General features: G+C 66.4%; 20 protein-coding genes. 5 read left to right on the top strand and 15 right to left on the bottom strand.

The genetic code is table 11. The features are described from left to right. The first annotated feature begins 5 nt into the window (after positions 1-5). Both ACIPPQ_RS06060 and msrB read left to right on the top strand, forming a co-directional pair. Complete coding sequence (locus ACIPPQ_RS06060) at positions 6-1,256, top strand: cytochrome P450 (RefSeq protein WP_446543261.1); 1,251 nt, start codon at positions 6-8, stop codon at positions 1,254-1,256. A gap of 44 nt (positions 1,257-1,300) precedes the next feature. Next, positions 1,301-1,786, top strand: coding sequence for a peptide-methionine (R)-S-oxide reductase MsrB (gene msrB / locus ACIPPQ_RS06055; RefSeq protein ID WP_446543260.1), 486 nt, complete (start codon positions 1,301-1,303; stop codon positions 1,784-1,786). A 6-nt stretch (positions 1,787-1,792) separates the two neighbouring features. Here msrB and ACIPPQ_RS06050 read toward each other — a convergent pair whose 3' ends face one another. Genes ACIPPQ_RS06050 through ACIPPQ_RS06040 form a run of 3 tightly spaced genes read right to left on the bottom strand, consistent with a single transcriptional unit; the run spans position 1,793 to position 5,602 of the window. Further along, on the bottom strand, positions 1,793-3,613 hold the full coding sequence (locus ACIPPQ_RS06050; RefSeq protein WP_446543259.1) for a hypothetical protein: 1,821 nt from the start codon (positions 3,611-3,613) through the stop codon (positions 1,793-1,795). Beyond that, positions 3,610-4,041 carry a GtrA family protein gene (locus ACIPPQ_RS06045; RefSeq protein WP_446543258.1) on the bottom strand — a complete coding sequence of 144 codons (432 nt, stop codon included), beginning with the start codon at positions 4,039-4,041 and terminating at the stop codon, positions 3,610-3,612. Before ACIPPQ_RS06045 ends, ACIPPQ_RS06050 begins: the two co-directional genes overlap by 4 nt. 25 nt (positions 4,042-4,066) lie before the next feature. Continuing rightward, entirely contained in the window at positions 4,067-5,602 is a 1,536-nt protein-coding gene (locus ACIPPQ_RS06040; RefSeq protein ID WP_446543257.1) for an NAD(P)/FAD-dependent oxidoreductase, read from the bottom strand. Between the two features lie 164 nt (positions 5,603-5,766). Here ACIPPQ_RS06040 and ACIPPQ_RS06035 point away from each other — a divergent pair, with 164 nt between their 5' ends. After that, on the top strand, positions 5,767-6,729 hold the full coding sequence (locus ACIPPQ_RS06035; protein WP_446543256.1) for a patatin-like phospholipase family protein: 963 nt from the start codon (positions 5,767-5,769) through the stop codon (positions 6,727-6,729). Positions 6,730-6,747: 18 nt separating this feature from the next. Here ACIPPQ_RS06035 and ACIPPQ_RS06030 read toward each other — a convergent pair whose 3' ends face one another. From ACIPPQ_RS06030 to ACIPPQ_RS05985, 10 genes are all read right to left on the bottom strand, one after another. Next, entirely contained in the window at positions 6,748-7,047 is a 300-nt protein-coding gene (locus ACIPPQ_RS06030) for a hypothetical protein (RefSeq protein WP_446543255.1), read from the bottom strand. Positions 7,048-7,137: 90 nt separating this feature from the next. Continuing rightward, positions 7,138-9,909, bottom strand: a complete 2,772-nt coding sequence (locus tag ACIPPQ_RS06025) for an MSCRAMM family protein (RefSeq protein WP_446543254.1) — start codon at positions 9,907-9,909, stop codon at positions 7,138-7,140. A 32-nt stretch (positions 9,910-9,941) separates the two neighbouring features. Next, positions 9,942-10,766 carry a fimbrial biogenesis chaperone gene (locus ACIPPQ_RS06020; protein ID WP_446543253.1) on the bottom strand — a complete coding sequence of 275 codons (825 nt, stop codon included), beginning with the start codon at positions 10,764-10,766 and terminating at the stop codon, positions 9,942-9,944. Between the two features lie 189 nt (positions 10,767-10,955). Further along, positions 10,956-11,453, bottom strand: a complete 498-nt coding sequence (locus ACIPPQ_RS06015) for a DUF4402 domain-containing protein (protein WP_446543252.1) — start codon at positions 11,451-11,453, stop codon at positions 10,956-10,958. A 273-nt stretch (positions 11,454-11,726) separates the two neighbouring features. Beyond that, positions 11,727-12,698 carry a ParB/RepB/Spo0J family partition protein gene (locus ACIPPQ_RS06010; RefSeq protein WP_446543251.1) on the bottom strand — a complete coding sequence of 324 codons (972 nt, stop codon included), beginning with the start codon at positions 12,696-12,698 and terminating at the stop codon, positions 11,727-11,729. After that, positions 12,699-13,481 (bottom strand): ParA family protein, encoded by a 783-nt coding sequence (locus ACIPPQ_RS06005; RefSeq protein ID WP_327456697.1) that lies wholly within the window; start codon positions 13,479-13,481, stop codon positions 12,699-12,701. It abuts the gene before it with no gap. Further along, positions 13,478-14,137: a 16S rRNA (guanine(527)-N(7))-methyltransferase RsmG gene (gene rsmG / locus ACIPPQ_RS06000; protein ID WP_446543250.1), complete on the bottom strand. Its 660-nt coding sequence runs from the start codon at positions 14,135-14,137 to the stop codon at positions 13,478-13,480. Before rsmG ends, ACIPPQ_RS06005 begins: the two co-directional genes overlap by 4 nt. A gap of 114 nt (positions 14,138-14,251) precedes the next feature. Further along, positions 14,252-16,120: a tRNA uridine-5-carboxymethylaminomethyl(34) synthesis enzyme MnmG gene (gene mnmG / locus ACIPPQ_RS05995; protein ID WP_446543249.1), complete on the bottom strand. Its 1,869-nt coding sequence runs from the start codon at positions 16,118-16,120 to the stop codon at positions 14,252-14,254. A gap of 76 nt (positions 16,121-16,196) precedes the next feature. Continuing rightward, on the bottom strand, positions 16,197-17,501 hold the full coding sequence (mnmE, locus tag ACIPPQ_RS05990) for a tRNA uridine-5-carboxymethylaminomethyl(34) synthesis GTPase MnmE (protein WP_446543522.1): 1,305 nt from the start codon (positions 17,499-17,501) through the stop codon (positions 16,197-16,199). Between the two features lie 23 nt (positions 17,502-17,524). Then, on the bottom strand, positions 17,525-17,824 hold the full coding sequence (locus ACIPPQ_RS05985) for a DUF6489 family protein (protein ID WP_446543248.1): 300 nt from the start codon (positions 17,822-17,824) through the stop codon (positions 17,525-17,527). A gap of 109 nt (positions 17,825-17,933) precedes the next feature. Between ACIPPQ_RS05985 and ACIPPQ_RS05980 the strand changes: the two genes are divergently transcribed. Then, positions 17,934-18,632 carry a dienelactone hydrolase family protein gene (locus ACIPPQ_RS05980; protein ID WP_446543247.1) on the top strand — a complete coding sequence of 233 codons (699 nt, stop codon included), beginning with the start codon at positions 17,934-17,936 and terminating at the stop codon, positions 18,630-18,632. Next, complete coding sequence (locus ACIPPQ_RS05975) at positions 18,629-19,030, top strand: nuclear transport factor 2 family protein (protein WP_446543246.1); 402 nt, start codon at positions 18,629-18,631, stop codon at positions 19,028-19,030. The genes ACIPPQ_RS05980 and ACIPPQ_RS05975 overlap by 4 nt, the downstream gene beginning before the upstream one ends. Here ACIPPQ_RS05975 and ACIPPQ_RS05970 read toward each other — a convergent pair. Together ACIPPQ_RS05970 and ACIPPQ_RS05965 are read right to left on the bottom strand one after the other, a co-directional pair. Continuing rightward, a complete protein-coding gene (locus tag ACIPPQ_RS05970; protein WP_446543245.1) occupies positions 19,027-19,413 on the bottom strand; it encodes a DUF1489 family protein in 387 nt (128 codons plus the stop codon). The genes ACIPPQ_RS05975 and ACIPPQ_RS05970 overlap by 4 nt on opposite strands. A 99-nt stretch (positions 19,414-19,512) precedes the next feature. Then, positions 19,513-19,806 carry an antibiotic biosynthesis monooxygenase family protein gene (locus tag ACIPPQ_RS05965; protein ID WP_446543244.1) on the bottom strand — a complete coding sequence of 98 codons (294 nt, stop codon included), beginning with the start codon at positions 19,804-19,806 and terminating at the stop codon, positions 19,513-19,515. Between the last annotated feature and the right edge of the window lie 7 nt (positions 19,807-19,813).

Raw genomic sequence — 19,813 nt, 5'->3', positions numbered from 1 at the left:
GCCCGATGGCGACTGCAGCCAAGCCCCAGACTGTCACCCCCCAGCCTGTCACCCACGCCTATGATATGAGCCCCGCCGCGATCTATTCGGAAGATCGCTGGCAGCTACCCTTTGCCGAACTCCGCAAATTGGGCGGCATCGTGAAATGCGAAGACAGCGTCCACGGGCCCTATTGGAATATTGCGAGCCATCAGGCGATCCAGCATGTCGAGGCGCTGCCCGACATCTACAGCTCCTCGTGGGAATATGGCGGGATCACGATCCTCGACCGCGACGAGGATGAGGATTTTCGCCTGCCGATGTTCATCGCGATGGACCGGCCGCAGCACACCGACCAGCGTCGCACCGTCGCCCCCGCCTTCACTCCCGCCGAAATGACGCGCCTGTCCGAAGACATACGGAATCGTACCGGCGAGGTGCTTGACGGGCTGCCGTGGGGCGAGACGTTCGACTGGGTCGACCGCGTGTCGATGGAACTGACAACGCAGATGCTCGCGCTGCTGTTCGATTTTCCGTGGGAGGACCGGCGCAAGCTCACCGAATGGTCCGACTGGATGGGCGATGTCGAACTCGCGCAGAAGGTCGAGCTGAAGGAACAGCGCCGCGCGGTGCTCGAGGAAGCCTTCGTCTATTTCCAGAAGCTGTGGATGGAAAAGCTCGACCAGCCACCGACGCCCGACCTCCTGTCGATGATGCTGCACAGCGAAGCGATGCGCAACATGGACAAATATGAGTTCATCGGGAACCTCGTGCTGCTGATCGTCGGCGGCAACGACACGACACGCAACACCATGTCGGGGCTCGCTTATGGTCTCGACAAATTCGCCGACCAGCGCGCAAAGCTCGAAGCCGATCCGTCGCTGATCCCCAATGCGGTGAGCGAGATCATTCGCTGGCAGACTCCGCTGGCGCATATGCGGCGCACCGCGCTCGAGGATGCCGACCTCTTCGGACACCAGATCAAGAAGGGCGACAAGCTCATCCTCTGGTATCTGTCGGCGAACCGCGACGAGAGCGTGTTCGACGATGGCGACGCGCTCCGGCTCGACCGCGAGAATGCGCGGCGCCACCTGTCGTTCGGTTACGGTGTCCACCGCTGCGTCGGCGCGCGGCTCGCCGAGCTGCAGCTCCGCATCCTGCTCGAAGAGATGGCGGCGCGGCGGATGCGCGTGAACGTCACGGGCGCCCCCGAACGAGTCCACGCCTGCTTCGTCCACGGTTTCCGGTCGCTGCCGGTGCAAATCGAGAAATATTGACGCGGGCTTGTAACCCTTCGGCGAAGGCGTACGTATCGCAAGGCATGATCGAACGTCGTTATCTTCTCGGCGGACTTGCGCTCGGCGGCGCCGTGATCGGCGCTCCGATGCTCTTCGCCCGATCGGCGCGCCCCAAAGCGCAGGCGGGCTGGCAGCTCTCCGACGCCGAGTGGAAAAAGCGCCTGTCGCCGCTGCAATATCGCGTATTGCGCGAGGCGGCGACCGAACGCCCCTTCACCAGCCCACTCGACAAGGAAAAACGCGCCGGCACCTTCCTGTGTGCCGGCTGCGCCTTGCCGCTTTATTCGAGCCGGACCAAGTTCGACAGCGGCACCGGCTGGCCAAGCTTCTGGGCACCATTGAAGGGCGGCATCGCCACCTCGACCGACCATGAACTCGGCTATGCCCGCACCGAGGTGCATTGCAAACGCTGCGGCAGCCACCTCGGCCACGTCTTCAACGACGGGCCGAAACCGACCGGCAAGCGCTATTGCATGAACGGCGCGGCGCTCAGTTTCCAGCCCGCCTGAAGCGCTTCACTCGGGCTTGACGCGCCACACCCTCAGGCCTGTGCGCGCGGTCAAGGGCACCGCTTCGAGCCAGGCGGGCGGCTTCCCCGCATAAAGCTGCGCCGCGAGCGCGTCCTTGCGCGCGCGGCGATAGCCGCGAAAGTCATTGGCGGTCGGACAATAGACGATCAGCGTCGCCTTTTGCTTGCGCACCAGCGCTTCGGCGGCCGCCGGATCGCCGATGAACACGCTGATTGTATCCGCCATCGCCTCGCGGTTGCGGTGATGCGGGGTCGCGACAAGGCTGTGGCGCGTCCAGAACAGGATCGACGGGCCGAGATCGATCGGGGTCAGGATTGTCGTGGTCGGCAGGCGGTCGAGCGCCGCGATCGTGTCGCGGTCGAGACAGGTCGATTTATGTGACGCCGCCGCGCCGGTTTCCGTTTCGGCGGCTTTCGACGCCGGAAAGACCGTCTCGAACGCGGCGACCACCGCCATGCTCCCCAGAAGCGGCAGGGTCAGCGCCGCAGCGACCGACGCGAGGATGCGCGGCAAGGTCGAACCGATCGAGCGCGCCCACGCCCACGCGCGCAGCCCGAGCCAGGCACAACCGGGCAAGGCGAACAGATGCGTGGTCCCGGCGCTGCGCAGGACGAACAGCGACAGCGCCGCCGCCCCCGCCAGCGCGACGATCAGGGTCGCCCAGTTGCGGCGATCGACCGCAGTCGCCGCACCGCGCCAGGCGAGCAGCGACCCGGCGAGGCCGACAAGCGAAGGCAGCAACACATGAATCGCGTCGGCCAGGCTCGACGCCCAGACCGGCTGCCCTTCGAGGACATGCCGATACCAATATTGCACGACGATCGGATCGAGCGAGGCGAACGGGCCTTTCGCGCATTGCGGTTCGGTCCAGACGAGCACAATCGCCGCGGCCCCGCCGGCGACCCCGAGCGAGACAAACCGGACCCAGGATTGCGCCGGGTTGGCGCGCGCCGCCGCAAGCGTCAGCACCGCCGCAGCGATGAACGCCGCCAGATAGGGCGCCGAAAGCGCGTCGCACCAGTGGCCGGCGAGACCCGCAGGACCGCGCGTCAGGAACTGGAACAGCAGCGCACCGCCCGCAAGCGCAGCCATATAGCCGCAGAGGCGCGCACGATCCTCGCCGCGTCCATGGAGCGCCCATCGCAGCGCGGCGAGACCCGCGAACAGCGCCGCGATCGGCAACCCCTCGATCGACACCGCGATCAGCGCGGCGGCGGCAAGCCCCGCGTACACCCCGGCGCGGACGGTCGCGGGCCGCAGCGCCTGTCCGATGACGATCATCGCGAGCAAGATCTGCCAGCCGTGATGATCGACGCGCAGCGGCCGGAACTGGACGATGATGTAACCCGCCATGATCAGGAACAGCGGTACGACATAGGCGATCCGGCGATCGGACAGATCGCGGTAACCCAGCACGCACGCGACGCTGAGCACCGCGCCGAGCAGCGGCGGCCACAGCGTCATCACGATCCGTTCGGCCATCGCCTGCCCGAACAGCGGTTCGAGCACGAAAATCCCGGCCGCCAACGGCGCATCGACGATCCGCGACCAGTGCATCAGTACCCCGCCGCCCGCCGGATTGACGCGATATTGCGCGAGGTCCCACCAGCCTTGTCCGGCGAGCAGGTCGCGGACCTGCACCATGCGCATCGCATCGTCGGTATCGGACAGGTCCAGCGCGACGATCGCGTGCCAGTTGAAGATGATTGCGATCAGGCTCATCGCCGCCCAGACGATCAGCGCGATCCGCACCGGCGTGAACCACGGCCCGAGCGAGAGGCCGCCCTGCGCGGGCGTGCCGTTCATGCCGCCGCGGCCCGGAACACGATATGGCGGCGGAGCAGATAGGTAGTCTGGAAACTGACGACGATCGCCGCGAGCTTGGCAAGCCGCGGATCCAGGCCGAGCGCGCTGCCGCCTCCGACGATCGCCGTCGTGACGGCAAGACCGACCAATGCCGATCCGACAAAGAGCAATTTCTGGCGATGGCGCTCACCGCTTCCACGCGCGGCGGCACCGTCGGCGAAGACGAGCCGGCTCGATACCATCCAGTGCACAAGGATCCCGGCGCAATAGCCGGTCGCCGACGCCGGCACCGGCGACAGCCCGGCATCGAGCAGCAGAAGGAACAGCCCCGCATCGCTGCCGAGCGCGAGCACGCTCGCGAGTAGGTAGTTGAGCCAGCGAATCTCGCCGCGCCGGACCGACGCGATCAATCGGGTCACAGGTTGCATGGCGCCGATCCCCCCGGCCAAAGCCTCAGGCGGCCTTCGCCACGCGCGTCGGAACATCGCGAACCGACGCCAGCGCGGCCTGTTCACCCTCGGTGCCGCTTTCATGATATTCGGCATCCTCGTTGACGCCCCAGATATCATAGAGTTTTTCGCCCGCGACGATATTGCGCACCGTCAGCATCGCGGTCATCATCGCATGATCCTGGTTATTGTAGCGGTGCATGCCGTTGCGCCCGACCATGTGCAGCGTCGGATAACGCGCCTCGAGCTCGCTGCGCATCGTCTCGACATGCGCGGCATAGTCATCGTCATAGACGGGATAGGCTTTTTCCTGCCGCACGACCGCGCCGCCGACGACATCTTCCGGATCGCAAAGGCCGAGGATTTCCATTTCCTTCGTCGCCAGCGCAACCAGCTGCTCGTCGCTTGCCGCCCAGAGGTTGTCGCCCTCGAAGCAGAAATATTCGAGGCCGACGCACGCGAGTTCGGGGTCAGGCACCATCTCGGGCGACCAGCTGCGAAAATTCTGCACCCGGCCGACGCGGACCTTGCTGTCGTGGATATAGATCCAGTTATCGGGGAACAGGTCTTCGGACCGAATCTTGAGCGCGACGGTCAGGAAGTCGCGATATTTGAGGTTCGGCGCCGCGCTCAGCGCGCACGCCGGCAGCGGATGGATACGCGCCGCCAGTTCGCGCATCGGCGCCGAGCTGATGACATGGCCCGCATCGATCACGATATCGCCGTCGGGGCCGGTCGCGGTCATCCGCCAGCGCCCCGTCTTCTGGTCCTGCGTCAATTGCTTGAAGCTGTGGCCCATCAGCACATGGTTGCCGCCCGCGGCAACCTTGTCGCGCGCCGCATCCCACATCATGCCGGGGCCGAGCCGCGGGTAACGGAAGGTTTCGAGCAAGGTCTTGGTCGCCATGCCGTCATTGGGCTTCTTGTTGAGCCCGAGGCTGCGCTTCAGCCCGTCGAGCACCGCGGCGCCGAGGCTCAGTCCCTTGATGCGCTGCGCCGCCCAGTCGGCCGACATTTCGTCGCACGGCATGCCCCACACCTTCTCGGTATAGGTCTTGAAAAAGATCGAATAGAGCTTCCGCCCGAACTGGTTGATCGTCCAGTCCTCGAAACTGCGCACATTCCGGTTCGGAAACAGCTTCGCCTGCGCATAGCTCACCATGCACAATGTCGAGCGTATGATCCCGAGATTCCACAGCGCCTCGAACGCGCGCAGCGGATAGGAATAGAATTTGCCCTCATAATAGATGCGGCTCATCCGCGGGCGCTCGATGAAATCGTCGGGCAAGATCTCGTTCCACAGGTCGACGACTTCGCGGCTCTTCGAAAAGAAGCGGTGCCCGCCGATGTCGAAGCGAAATCCCTCATGCTCGACGGTGCGGCTGATCCCGCCCACATAGACCGGGTCCTTTTCGATCACCGTCACGCTGTAACCCTGCTGGGTCAGTTGATAGGCGGCGGTCAGCCCCGCCGGCCCGGCGCCAATGATGGCGACATCGGCGCTCGTCGGACGGTTTTTCGAACCCAAGGCATCGGACATTTTTTTGACTTCCCCACAGGCAAATTCATGCTCGCTACCCCTGTGGCCAATCATGGATAAAAATTGGTTAATGGCCCGCGGAGTTTCTCGCAAAAGCGCGGCTTCGCCGCTTGGGAAGCCTCCCAAATTGCTGTAAACTGGCGCCGGCCAAGGAGGCGCACGGTATGGCAGGCGGTCTGGCAATCGTATTGAGCGGGGGCGGCGCGAAAGGCGCCTTCCAGGTCGGCGTCGTCCACGAACTCGTCGTCAACCGCGGCGTCCGCCTCGACATCGTCGCCGGCGTGTCGACCGGCGCGATCCAGGCGCTCGGGGTCGCGCAGGACGATGTCCCGGGGCTGCTCGACGCCTGGCTCGGCATCAAGGGCAACAGCTCGATCTACAAATCGCGCCCGCTCGGCGTCGTCGGCGGGCTGCTCGGCGAGGATGCGCTTTACGACACCGCACCACTCAAAAAACTACTCAAGGGCTTCGCAAACGACGCGAAGCTCCACGCCAGCGGGCGCAAGTTGCTGCTCGGCGTCGTCAATCTCGGCACCGGCACCTATCGCAGCATCGACGAAAGCGTGCCCGGCATCCACAATTGGGTTTATGCGAGCTGCGCGATGCCGCTTTTCTTCGATCCCCTGAAGACGCGCGCGAGCGACGGGACCGAGGAGCAATGGGTCGATGGCGGGGTGCGCGACGTGACGCCTTTGAGCGCGGCGCTCGAAATGAACCCGCGCGGGGTGATCGCGGTGCGCGCGTCGCCCGCACCGCGGCCCGGCCCGGTTCGCGTCTTTCCCAATTTGATCAAGATCGGGCTGCGCGCGGTCGACATCCTCCAGTCGGAAGTGTCGGCGAACGACCTCGCCGGCGCCGCGCTGATCAACGACCTGATCGCCGCGCGCGAGGGACAGCTTCGCGCGCTCCAGAACGAAGGCATCGGCGGCGCGCAGGCGGCGCGTATCCTCCGCCCGCTCGACGTCCAGATCGCCCGCTATCGCTTCGCACCGATCCGCATCATCGAACCCGAAGAGGAAGTCGCCGAAACGCTCGAATTCAACCCGGCGAAAATCCGCGCCGCGATCGACGCCGGCCGCCGCGCGGTCGACCGCGAATGGGACGCGCTCGAACCGCTGCTGAGCTGACTCGACGCGGAAGCGCCGCTATCGGTTCACCGACAGGCGCGCTTTTCGGGCCTCTTCGCAATATTCCCCGCGTTCGGCACACGCCGCTTCCAGCGCCCGGATCGATTTTTCCCATTGCGCGGCAACATAGGGATCCTTCGCAATGACGGGCGAATAGACCTGCCTCTGCTGCGCTTCCCCCATCGGGCCTCGATCGATCGAAGATCGCAGGGCGCCGTCATTCCGCGGCGAGGGTACCGCGGAAACCAGCACCGCAAGGAATCCCGCTGCCGCAAGCAGCAGGCCCAGCGTCACTGCGATCCACACAGTTTTTCGCACGTCTTCGCCTTCCGGGGCCGACCTCGTTGCGGTGCTTCATCCCTTTCCCCGCGCGGCGCGGCAAGAAAATTGTCGATTCTTCCGAGGCCGCTACGGTCGGCGCTCCTCTTCCTCCGGCGGCCCGCGTGCGCTGTTTCCGCCCGGTGGGGTCTCATCCCGCAGCGCGACGTCGCGACGCAGCGGCTTCAGTACCAGCGCGCCGAGCCGGACGCGCGGCGTCGCCTTACCCGGCGCCGCGCCCACAGCGAAATCGCCGTCGAGCCGCAGCGCCGCCGCCGACGCCTTGCCCAGCCGGACCGTGTAACGCCCGTAAGCGACGCCCTCGAACAGAAAATATCCGTCGAACTCGGTGGTCGTCGTCGCGCGCACGCGCCCTTCGGCATCGACGAGTTCGACGCCGAGACCCTCGATCGGGTTGCCGCCATCGCGGCGAACGGTCCCCTCCACCTCGCCCGCGGCGGTCATCGGCAGCGCGACGCGCGTCGCGACCCCCGGCCGCGGCGACACGACCACCCCCGGCAGCGCCGGCTGGACATAAGGATCGGGCAGGCTGCCCGCGTCGATCCCGATCATCACGGGGCGGAAGGGTTCGAGCCCATCGATCGTCCCCCGCCCGTCGCGGTCGGTCGCCGCCTCGACAGCGGCATTGCCTGCGGTCAGCGGGACATCGGGCAGCGCCGCCTCACCAGGCTGGCGGATGCCGTCGCCATTGTCGTCCATCCACACGTCGGCGATGACCTGCCCGCGGCTTGCGAGCTTCTCGGCGGATACGCGCCAGCCACCGTTCGATTTGGGGCCGAAGCTGAAAGCGAGCGCGATCGACGCCGCGATCGACCCGTCGCTTGCGACCTCGCCGAACCCGGTCAGCTGCAACTTGTTGAAACGGCGTGTATATCCTAGCCCTGCGCGTGCGCGATCGAGCCCTCGGTCATAGCCGAGCTCGGTCCGCCATTCGGCCTCGCCCTTCCCCGCCCATTCGCCGATCAGCGTCATGCGCGTATCGCTATTGTCCCCGGCCAGCGCGAACCGCGCCTCGCCCCGGACGCGAACGCGCCCGATGCGGGCATTGGCGAGCAGGGTGGCCGAGAGGTTGTCGGGCGGATCGGGGCCGACGGGCACCTTCGTCCGGCTCCAGTCGAGCTGGCCGGTGAAGGTCAGCGCGCGAAAGCTCGCCGACGCGCGCGCGCTGGCCTCGAGGCTTTCGATCCCCGAACGCCGCTCGACCTGCCGCACGTCGAAATGGAGCGGCAGTACCGTCCGCCCGAGCGTCACCGACTGATCGACCGAAATCGAATATTGGCCGTTGATATTGCCGAGGAAACGGTCCGACACGAACCCGCCCCAGCCGCGCATCGCATCGGCGCGCACATAGGTTTCGCCGAACGCCGCCAGCCAGCTCGCGCGCGCCGCCACGCCGCCATTGTCGGCATAGGATCCGCCAACCTCGAGCAAGGTCGGCCCGATCGAGCGGCGCAGCGCGACCTCGCCATAATTATAGCGGACATTCTCGATCAACAGGCTGTGGACATAGGCCGCGGCCGACGTGCGCGTGTCGAGCCCGCGCTCGATTCCCAGCGTCCCACGCCAGCCACGCCGGAACGCCCCGCGCCGGCGGCTGCCGAATTCGATCAGGTCGGCATTTTCCTGCGCGAAGCCCGCCCAATACCAGGTCTGCTGCGGCGGGATCGAATCCGTGCCGACCTGAACCTGCCTGATTTCGCGCCGGACCTGTCCCTGCGGCCCGTACAGCACGATCTCGAACCGGTTCGCACCATATTGCAGCGGCACGTCGATGAATTCATAGCGCCCGTCGCCATTCGGGCTGGTGAAGGCGAGCAATTGCCCGTTGCGATACAGCTCGGCGTCCCAGCCGGCGGGCAAATCGCCGCGAAAGGTCGTTTTGTCGAACGCGTCGGGGCGCTCGATCGGGCGATTGGTGAGCACCGCGCCGCGCCCCGGCGCCGACGCCGCGACGATCCCCGTCGACAGCAGGCTGACGTCGCCCACGCCATAATGCGTCGCCTTCAGCGGCCCGAGCAGTCGCCCTTGCTGATCGGTGCGATAGAGCCGCATCCGCAAACTGTCGGGCACGCCTTCATTGTCCGAAGACAGCCGCGCGTCGAAGCTCTGCGCCAGCACCTCGCCCGCAGCAAAAATCTCGTAGCGGCCCTGCACATAGGATCCGCCGCGCTTGTCCGACACGACACCCGCCGAGGCGACCACGTCGACCGAGGGCGTCGCCCACGCCTGATACGGCCGCGCCGCTTGCGGCAGGCTCGCGAGATCGAACTGCGCTTGCGGGCGGATCGCCGCGGCGCGCGCGCGGCGCTCTGCGGCGAGCTGGAACGGCAGCTTGTCCTTCGAATCGATCCGCAGCACCGCGTTCGACAGGTCGGCCGCGAGCGGCACGCCGAGCCAGCTGTTCAGGCTGTCGAGGTCGACGCACCAGCCCGCAGGCGTATCGCGGATCGTCGTCGCATCCAGGCGAAAACCCTGGCTTCCCGCGCGCACCTCGCCCGCGTCGCGGTCGATCGTCAGGCTGCGCCGCTCGTCGAACACCCAGCCGGTTGCGCGGCGCAACTTCTTGTCGACGCGCACCGCGAGGTCGAGCGCGAGCACGACGTCGCCGAGGTCGACGCAAATCCCCTGCGGGGTCTGATAGCCGCGCACCCCATCGCCGAGGCGATATGACCCCGAACGCACGTCGAATAGCCAGCTATCGTCCTCGTTCGGCGCCCAATTGTCGGCGGCGAGCGAAACGGGCTTCTTCTCAGCGGCCTGGGCGCCGGCGGGAACGAATCCCGCCAGCGCCAGTCCGGCGAATATCGCCGGTTTCCACCGTGCAAGCGCCGCGCGGATCATCGCCCCGCCCGCTTCGCTCCGCTGCTACCGCGTCACTTCACCACCCGCGCGGCCTCGTCGATCGTGCCGCCGCCGATTTCGCGGTCCTCGCTATAACGGATGCGTACCGGCCCCTTGAGCTTCGCGGCGAGCTCCCCCGGAACGCGCAGCGACACCTTGCGCGCCGCCACCTCGGGATAGACAGCGATGCCGCGCGCGACGAGCAAGGGTTCGGCTACCCCCGGCCGCGTCACCTCGATATCGCCATAGACCGAGCGGTTGCCCGTGCGCGCCAGATCGAAATTGAACGCCGGCCCGTCCTGCGTCTCGCTCACCCACGCGTCGCCGATCACCGCCGCGGCGCCAAGGTCGCCGACGCGCACGATCACGGGGATCGTGATGCCATAAATCGGCGTCAGCGCGATCGAGACCCCGTCGCCCGCCGGTTTCGGCTCGGCGGACGCCGGCGCCGCGTCGGGAACCGAGCGGAACAGCATATGCGCCCGATATTCGCCCGGCGGCGTCCCTTCGGGCAGGCGCACCCCGACGCGCACGACTTGCGGCTGGTTCGGCGGCAGCGTGACGCGCCGCGGGCTGAACGCGATCATGTCGAGCGCGGCGCGTTCGGCGGGCGTGACATTCTCCTCGGCGATCTCGTCGAGCCCGCCCTCGGCGGTCATCCGCTTGATTTCGAGGCTGATGCGATAAGTCGCAGGCTCGCTGCCGATATTGTTGAGCACGACTTCGGTTCCGCGCGATCCGTCGAGGATGACGCGCGTCGGCGCGACGAGCAGGTCGCCCGCCGCCAGAACGGGCGATGCCGCGGCGCCGAGCGCAGCCGCGGTGAACAGGCCAAGGGCCTTCAGAAAGCGAAACATGGATACGATCCCCACAATCGTCCGGGAAACGGCCCCACACCGTCCCGATGGTCGCATCCTGCCTGCGCCAACATGGTTGATATTTCGCTAACCATGTTGGCGGCTTGCACAAAAAAGGGGTCGCCGGACCCGTGCCCGGCGACCCCATTTTCACGGCTGGCGGATCTTGGCTCGCCACGCCCCCCAATCTTACTGGTAGTTGGCGGTGACGTTGAACGTCCCCGAATAGTCGCCCGACGCCTGGTTGGCACCGACGCTCAGCGTGCCGCCGACCTGGAAGCTGCCGCCGGTGGTGCCCAGCGTGATGTTCGGCGCCGAATAGGTCAGCGTCGACGACATCGTGCCGCCCAGCGAACCGTTGAGCGTGACGCTCGAATCGCCGCCGACGAGCACGACGGCGCCATTGGTGCCCTGAACGTTGAAGCTACCCGCCGTCGTCGTCCCCGTGCAGGTCAGGCCCGCGCCGCAGGTCACGCCGCCAGCCGTCGAAACCGCGACGGTCGACGCGGTCGCGCCGCTGATGATCGTCGCATATTGCAGGTCGCTGGTCTTGGTGAGCGTGATCTGGCGCAGGATCTTCGCCGTCGCCGTGCCCGTGGCCGACGCCGCATGGGCCGCCGAGGCGTTCATGGCGAGAGCAGCAATCGCGGCGCCCACGAGGGCGCGCTTCATTCCAAAGTTGCGCATATGATTTGGTCCCTTGAATCCAAAAACTGGAAGTCGAATTTCGAATGGATATCCCACCCCATTCGCCGACCTGTTTAGGGGCGACCTGTTCAGGCTTTGCCAGCAAGCTTGGTTAACAGCGCAATAAGGATTGGCGCGCGCCAAGACGTGTAACAAAGCAAAGTCAGTGGTTTAGCGCGATATATCGCAGGTCTTGGAGACCGCTTATCGCTGTTCAACGACCCGGTCTGGTACAAATCACGCCACGCAGTCGTCGGGAATCGACGGTTCGATTCAGATCGATTCGCCCGACAATCGCTGGCAGATCATGTCGAGCTGGTCGAGCGACGCGAATTTGAGCGTCAACGCCCCCTTGCCGCCGCCCGCATATTGAATCGCGACGCCGATCCCGAGCAGTTCGGACAAATGACGCTCGACCGCGACAATATCGGGGTCGCGTCCGCCGTCGGCGCTCGAATAGGTATCGAGCGGGGCCTTGCGCGGCGAAGCGTCATCCTTGCCCGCGCGCACCAGCGCCTCGACCGCGCGCACCGACAGGCCTTCCTTCGCGACGCGGCGGGCGATCGCTTCGGCATCGGGGGCGCCGACCAGCGCGCGCGCGTGGCCCATCGCGAGCGATCCGTCGCCGACGAGCGCCTGCACGCTCGCAGGCAGGTCGAGCAAGCGCATCAGGTTCGCGACATGGCTGCGCGACTTGCCGACGAGCTTCGCCAGCGCTTCCTGATTATGCCCGAAATCCTCGATCAGGCGGCGATAGGCGCTCGCCTCTTCGATCGCGTTGAGGTCCTGCCGCTGGATATTTTCGACCAGCGCGATCTCATAGGTCGCGGCATCGTCGAGTTCGCGCACCAGTGCGGGGATCTGGTGGAGCCCCGCACGCTGCGCCGCGCGCCAACGGCGTTCGCCCGCCACGAGTTGGTAACCGTCGCCATCGGGCGAGCGGCGGACGATGATCGGCTGGAGCAAACCGCGCAGGGCAATCGAATCGGCGAGCTCGGCGATCGCCGTCTCGTCGAAATGGCGGCGCGGCTGGCCGGGCAGCGGGCGAATCGACCCGACCCCTATGTGCTGGACCGCATCCCCCGACACTGGCGCGGAAACCTTTGCGGCGCCGCCGGGGGTCGCGAGCACCGGCGCTTCGACCGCGACGTCGCCGAACAGCGCGTTGAGGCCGCGCCCCAATCCCGATGGACGCTTGCGGGCCGGGGTCGCGTCCGATCCAGTTTCGTCTTTATTATCAGCCATTTATGCAGCCTTGCGGACGTTGGGCAAACGATCGATCAACTCCCGCGCCAGCGCGATATAGGCGGCCGACCCGGCGCAGCGATGATCGTAGATCAGCGCCGGAAGCCCGTGGCTCGGCGCTTCCGACAGGCGGACATTGCGCGGGATCACCGTCTGGAACACGACCGGGCCGAGCACTTCGCGGACATCGTCCGACACCTGGTCGGTCAACCGGTTGCGCCGGTCGAACATGGTGAGCGCGACCCCGAGGATCGACAATTTCTGGTTGAAGCGCTCGCGCACGCGTTCGACCGTGGTGAGCAGCTGGCTCAGCCCTTCGAGCGCGAAAAATTCGCATTGCAGCGGCACGATCAGCGATTCGGCCGCAATCAGCGCGTTGAGCGTCAACATGCCGAGCGACGGCGGACAGTCGATCAGGCAGATATCCCACTGCCCCGCCTCGGCGCTCGACAGCGCCTGTTGCAGCCGGTGGAGCCGGTCCTGGAACTCGATCAGCTCGATCTCGGCGCCCGACAGGTCGACCGTCGCGGTGACGATGTCGAGCCGCGGCACCGCGGTCGGGATCGCGCATTCGGCGAGCGTGGCATCGCCGCGCAGCAGCTCATAGCTCGACGATTCGCGCTGCGACTGCTTGATTCCCAGTCCCGTCGATGCATTGCCCTGCGGATCGAGATCGATGATCAGCGTGCGCCAGCCGGTTGCCGCCAGCGCGGTCGCCAGATTGATCGCGGTCGTCGTCTTACCGACCCCACCCTTCTGGTTCGCCACGGCAATGCGGATCATCGCTTTCCTCGCTGTTTTGCCACAATTTTCCCGGTTCCCACCAAAATCTGGCTGTCGGCGTCGGTGCGGCTCTGTTCCACGTGGAACATTCTCTGCCATGGCTGGGGCAGCAAAGCCAGTTCCTTAACCGCGTTTCGGCCTTTTGGCAGCAGCCAGCGCGTCGATTCGGTGGAAAAACGGGCGGATAAGTCGAGGAGCTTGTCGAGCGGCGCGAAGGCGCGCGCGCTGATCGTCGTCGCGGGCCGTGTCTCGACGCGCTCGAGCGGCGCCTCGGCAACCTCGACATGCGCCAACCCCAGATCGCTGGCTACCGCGCGGAGAAAATCGCACCGCCGTTTGCGCGATTCGACGAGCAGCATTGGGCGCGCGCTCAGGATTGCAACGACGAGCCCTGGCAATCCAGGCCCGCTCCCGAGGTCGATCCAGAGTCCATCGCCCTCGCGCGTGTCGAGCGACAGGATCTGCGCGCTGTCGGCGATATGCCGTACCCAGACCGTCGGGACCGTCGACGCGGCGATCAGATTCTGCTGCGCATTCTCCGCGACGAGCATGTCGACGAAGCGGTCGAGTTTCGCCCATTGATCCGTCGTCGGTGCAAAGGCCTCCCCGATCCAGGCACGCGCAACATCTTCCTTATCGAGTATCTCAGCCGACACGACACATCCTTCCTTTCGTCATTCCCCCGAAAGCGGGAAGCCAGCGAGCAATCGTTGCAACTGGGTTCCCGCTTTCGCGGGAAAGACGAAGGCTGATGCCCAATGCCAATTTGATCATGCCGCGCGCCGCCGGCTATGCACCATGATTGCCGTCAGCGCCGCGGGGGTCACCCCGTCGATCCGCGCCGCCTGTCCCAGCGTCTCGGGCTGCGCTTTCGTCAGCCGCTCGACCATCTCGCGCGACAGCCCGCCGATCGCCGCATAGTCGAGCGCCGGATCGAGCGCGATCGCCTCGTTCGCGGCCAACGAGCGCAGCTCGGCATCCTGCCGCGCAATATAGGGCGCGTAATGCGCGTCCTCGACGATCTCCGACAGGATCGCCCGATCGATCGATTCGAGCTCCGGCGCAAGCGCTACAAGCCGCGCGATCGTTACCTCGGGATAGCGGAGCAGGTCGACCCGCCGCCGCGCGACCCCGTCGCCCGGAAGCGCCAGGCCGATTGCGACATAGTCGGCGGTAACCACAGCCGCGTCGAGCAAGGCTTCGGCGTGCGCGCGTTCGACCTGCCGCGCCGCGAACAACGCAGCCGTCGCGGGCCGCACCAATCCCAGCGCGATCCCCTTCGGGGTCAATCGCGTCGCGGCATTGTCGGCGCGCAGCCGCAACCGGTATTCGGCGCGCGCGGTGAGCATCCGGTACGGCTCGGTCACGCCTTGCAGCACGAGATCGTCGACCATCACCCCGATATAGGATTCGGTCCGGTCGAGGATCAGCTCCGCGCGCCCCTGAACGCTGAGCGCCGCATTGGCGCCGGCGATCAGCCCTTGTGCCGCGGCTTCCTCATATCCGGTGGTGCCGTTGATCTGCCCCGCGCACCACACGCCCGGCATCGCGCGCACCTGCAGCGTCCGGTCGAGCGCGCGCGGATCGATATGATCATATTCGACCGCATAGCCCGGAACGACCATCTCGACCGTTTCGAGTCCCGGCATCGTGCGCAGCATCGCGAGTTGTACGTCGGCGGGAAGCGAGGTCGAAATCCCGTTCGGATAGACGAGGTGCGTGTCGAGCCCCTCGGGTTCGAGGAAGACCTGATGTCCGTCGCGGTCGGCGAAACGGTGGATCTTGTCCTCGATCGACGGACAGTAGCGCGGCCCCGCGGCGCCGATCGCCCCTGTGAACAAGGGCGAGCGATCGAGGTTCGCCGCGATGATCGCATGGCTTTCGCTGTTCGTGCGCGTGATCGCACAGAAAATCTGCGGCACTGTCCGCGCACTGTTCCACGTGGAACAGGTCCAATGCGCGCCCTCGGCGCTGTCCGACGCCTGCTCGTCGAGCCGCGCCCAATCGATCGTGCGCCCGTCGAGTCGCGGCGGCGTTCCCGTCTTGAGCCGCGCCATCGGCAGGTTCGCCGCGCGCAACTGCTCGGCAAGCCGGTGTGCGCCGGCCTCGCCGATGCGCCCGCCCTCCATCCGCTCCTCGCCGCGGAACAGCTTGCCGCCCAGGAAGGTCCCGGTCGCGAGCACGACCGCAGGTGCGATCAGGACCGAACCATCGGCCAGCTCGAGGCCTTCGACCCGACCCGCGTCGGACAGTCGCAGCGCCGCCGCCTCGCCGGCGACGACCGTGATGCCCTCCTCCGCCGCGAGTAAAGTCTGGATCGCCTCGCGATAAAGTCTGCGGTCGGCCTGGATACGCGGCCCCTGCACCGCCGCACCCTTCGACGCGTTGAGCATCCGGTAGTGGATCGCCGCGCTGTCCGCCGCGCGCGCCATCCAGCCGTCGAGCGCGTCGACCTCGCGCATCAAATGGCCCTTGCCGAGCCCCCCGATCGCGGGGTTGCACGACATCGTCCCGATCAGCGCGGGGTCGAAACTGACGAGCGCGACGCGCGCGCCGAGCCGCGACGCAGCGGCAGCGGCCTCGGTTCCGGCGTGCCCACCGCCGACAACGATGACATCGAAAATGGCTGGATTCTGCATGATTGCGGCGGCCTTTAGCGCAAAACTAGCGACAAATCCACCGCGCCGCGCGCAATGCGATGTTTCACGTGGAACATCATTTCCCGATACAGAAACGTCCGAACAGCGCGTCGAGCATCTCCTCGACCCCGGCGCGCCCGGTTATCCGGTCGAGCGCCGTGGCGGCGAGTCTAAGTCGCTCGGCGAGCAGGATTAAATCGCCCGCCTCGCGCGATCCGGCTTCGATCTCAAGCCATCGCCTTGCCTCGGCCAGCGCGGCGCGCTGGCGTTGGCGCAGCGCGGCTTCGCCTTCGCGCGGTAGCAAGGTCCGCGCCATATCAACAATATAGCGGTGGAGCTTGTCCATCCCCTCGCCTGTCGCCGCCGACAGGATCAGGTCGCAATGCGCCGCCTCGGCCTCGGCCGCCGCATCGCCCGACCAGCGATCCGATTGCGCCGCGACGAGGATCGCACGCGGATGATCGGGAACGGCTCTGGGCGACCCCAGCCACAAGAGGATATCCGCCGCCTCGACCGCTGCCCTTGCGCGGTCGATCCCGATCGCCTCGATATCGTCGGCGCCCTGCCCACGTATCCCCGCGGTATCCGAAAAGCGCATCGCGATCCCGTCGAGCGCGAGCGGCGTCTCGATCACGTCGCGCGTCGTCCCCGCGACCGGCGACACAATCGCCAACTCGCGCTGCGCCAAAGCGTTGATCAAGGTCGATTTTCCGGCGTTCGGGGGACCCGCGATCACCACCGAAAGCCCCTCGGCGATCACCTCTGCTGCAGGCCGCGCCAGCCATTCGCCCAGCTCGTCCGCAAGCGCCGCCATCCCGCCGATCAAACGTCTCGCAACCGCGTCGCCGACCTCGACATCATCCTCATCGGCGAAATTGAGCTCGGCCTCGGCCCCCGCCATCAACCCGAGCAACCGGTCCTGCCACGCCGCGACCGCGCGCGATACATGCCCGCCCGCATGCCCCAGCGCCTGCACGCGCTGGCTCTCGGTTTCCGCCGCGAGCAGGTCGGCGAGCCCCTCGGCCTCGGCAAGGTCGATCCGGCCGTTGTCGAACGCACGCCGCGTGAACTCGCCCGGCGCAGCGGGCCGTAGCCCCGGCGTCGCGGCCAGTGCCGCCTCGACCGCCGCGACCACCGCGCGCCCGCCGTGGAGGTGGAGTTCGGCAAGATCCTCGCCCGTCGCCGTCGCGGGGCCCGGGAACCACAGGACCAACGCCTTGTCGAGCGGGACACCCTCGGCGTCCGCCAACAGCGCCAGCGACGCATGGCGCGGTTCGGGCACGCGCCCCGCCAGCGCCTTCAGCGCCGCTCCCGCCGCCGGCCCGCTGACGCGCACGACCGCGATCGCCGCCGGCGGCATCCCGCTCGACAGCGCAAAAATCGTATCATTTACAGATGTTTGGATCAGGTCTTGCGTCCCTTGGCGGACTTGTCGTCATCGTCAGCCTTGTCCGCCGCCTTCGACGCCCCGCCCATCAGGCCGCCCCCGAACTGGCCGAGCAGCGACTGGACGAGCCCCAGCCCGCTTTCGCCCATCGGGACCCAGGTCTTGACCATCGACTGGACCATGTCGGGGGTGATCCCCTTCGCCATCAATTCCTTGACGCGGTCGAGGTAGATGTCGTGCAGCGGCTCGAGGTCGGGAAGGCCGAACAGGCGCCGCGCCTCTTCGGGGGTGCAATCGATCTCGATATTGAACTTCATCGCCTGTCTCCGCCCCGAAAAATGCCGGTTAGCCGCTTGAGCCGCGCTCTTCGCCCCGCTAGCTTCGCGCTTTCACAGCAAAGAAGCAAGAGACAGGAGAGCTCCCCACATGGCCGCAACCAACACCCAGATCCCGACGCTCGACGGCGCCGGCACGATCCCCGCTTATGTCGCGCGCCCCGACGCCGACAGCACGCGCGCGATCATCGTCATTCCCGAAATCTTCGGCGTCAACGAAGGCATCCGCAAGAAATGCGACGACTGGGTGGCCGAAGGCTATCTGGCGATCGCACCCGACATTTTCTGGCGCTTCGCCCCCGGGGTCGAACTCAGCCCTGATATCGAAGCCGAATTCCAGCAGGCGCTCGACTATTTCGGCCAATATGACGCCGACGACGGGGTCAAGGACATCGAGGCCGCGATCCACTGGCTGCGCAGCCAGGGCGCCGAAAAGATCGGCTGCGTCGGCTTCTGCCTCGGCGGCCGCCTTGCCTATATGGCGGCGACGCGCACCGATATCGACGCGTCGGTTGGCTATTATGGCGTCATGATCGACCAGATGCTGAACGAAAGCCACGCGATCGCGAACCCGCTGATGCTCCACATCCCGACCGAGGATCATTTCGTCGACCATGCGGCGCAGGCGAAGGTTCACGAAGCACTCGACCCGCATCCGAAGGTGACGCTCCACGACTATCCCGGCCTCGACCATGGTTTCGCGGCGACGATGGGCAATCGCCGCAACGAAGAGGGCGCCCAGATCGCCGACGGCCGCACCCGCGCCTTCTTCGCCGAGAAGCTCGCATGAGCGCGCCGCATCCCGGCCTCGCTGCCTGGCACGCCTATATGGCGGGCGGCGGCGATCCGCAGGCGCTGCGCGACCTGCTCGCCGCGGATGCGGTGTTCCACTCCCCGGTCGTCCACACGCCGCAGGAGGGGCGCGACAAGGTGTTCGCCTATCTCCACGCGGCGAGCCATGTCCTCGGCGGCGACGATTTCCGCTATCTGCGCGAGATCGTCGACGGCGACCAGGCGGTGCTCGAGTTCCAGAGCAGCCTCGACGGAATCCTGATCAACGGCGTCGACATCATTCGCTGGAATGACGACGGAAAGATAAGCGATTTCAAGGTGATGGTCCGACCGCTCAAGGCGATCAACAAGGTCTGGGAAAAAATGGCCGAGATGCTCGCGGCGCAGGCGCGCTAGATCAGCATCAGTTCGGCGAGCTCACGATACAGTTCGGGCGGCAAGTCGCCCACCCCGCTTTCATCGTCTACGCCCTTCGGCGCATCGGCATCGGCGAGGTAACGCCAGCCCTGATGCGCGCGTTTCGGTTGCGGGTGGATGCGTTCGAGTTCGGCGACACAGACGATATCGACCCGCCCATCGCTGCGATCGTCGAACCGCAGGATCTCGACGCGCGCGACGAGCGTGTGTTTCACGATGAAATGCAGCTTGCCGCCGACCAGTTCGTCGGCGCGCTTGGGCCGGAACCGCGTCGTGAATCGGATCTCGCCGTTTGTCGCATAGTTGGCGATCCGCGCTTGCAGCGCCGGATAGTCGGAACAGCCGACCGCGACGCGGGTCATGTGCAATCTGGACATGTTCGCGAGATGGGAAGCGAACGGAAAAAAAGCCAGCCCCACCGGGCCGGCTTTCACGCTTTTGTCGTCAAAAGATCGGCGCCATCACAGCGGGTCGCCGAAATAGCCGACCGCGGGCACCGGGTCGTAAAACGGGTGCAGCAGAGCCCGCCACCGCTGATACCGCTCCGAGGTCCGAAAGCCGTCGCGATGATCGGCAACCGAGCGCCACTGCACTAGGAGCAGGTAAGGCTGTCCCGGATCGACCGGGCGGCGGATTTCCAGCGAAATAAAGCCCGGCGACGCTTCGATCAGCGGCTTTGCCTCGACGACGGCCGCTTCGAACGCTGCTTCGCTTCCCGCGCGTACGGGAAGCAACGCATGTTCGACCACGGCCATCGCGACC

The organism is Sphingopyxis sp. LARHCG72 (assembly GCF_052871675.1).
Note: the sequence above shows the minus strand (reverse complement) of the source record. Positions and strands in the feature narration are given on the sequence as shown.